This window comes from Mesorhizobium sp. M4B.F.Ca.ET.214.01.1.1, assembly GCF_004791545.1.
Taxonomy (GTDB): domain Bacteria; phylum Pseudomonadota; class Alphaproteobacteria; order Rhizobiales; family Rhizobiaceae; genus Mesorhizobium; species Mesorhizobium abyssinicae.
On sequence record NZ_SRUX01000328.1, the window covers coordinates 1 to 279 of the forward strand.

The following is a 279-nucleotide window of genomic DNA, read 5'->3' on the forward strand; positions in this document are numbered from 1 at the left end:
CGCCAAGGCCTGCGCCCCCGACAGGCAGCCACCGAGCCAGTGCCGCATCCGCGGCCAGGTGCGCAACGCCGACGGCGATTGTGTCTGCCCGAAGGGAACGGAGGTCAGGGGCAAGGTCTGCGCGCCGGTCAAGAAGCCGCAAGGCTGCTCCATCCGCGGCCAGATCCTCAACAAGCGCGGCGCCTGTGTGTGCCCGCGCGGGACGGAGGTGATAGAGGGCAGGTGCGGCACGTTCGAAGACGCCGAATGCGCCCCGGGCTCGCAGATGATCGACGGCAT

General features: G+C 69.9%; 1 protein-coding gene. It reads left to right on the top strand.

The features are described from left to right. On the top strand, positions 1–279 hold a 279-nt coding region (locus EN857_RS35165), incomplete at both ends, for a hypothetical protein (protein WP_189522856.1).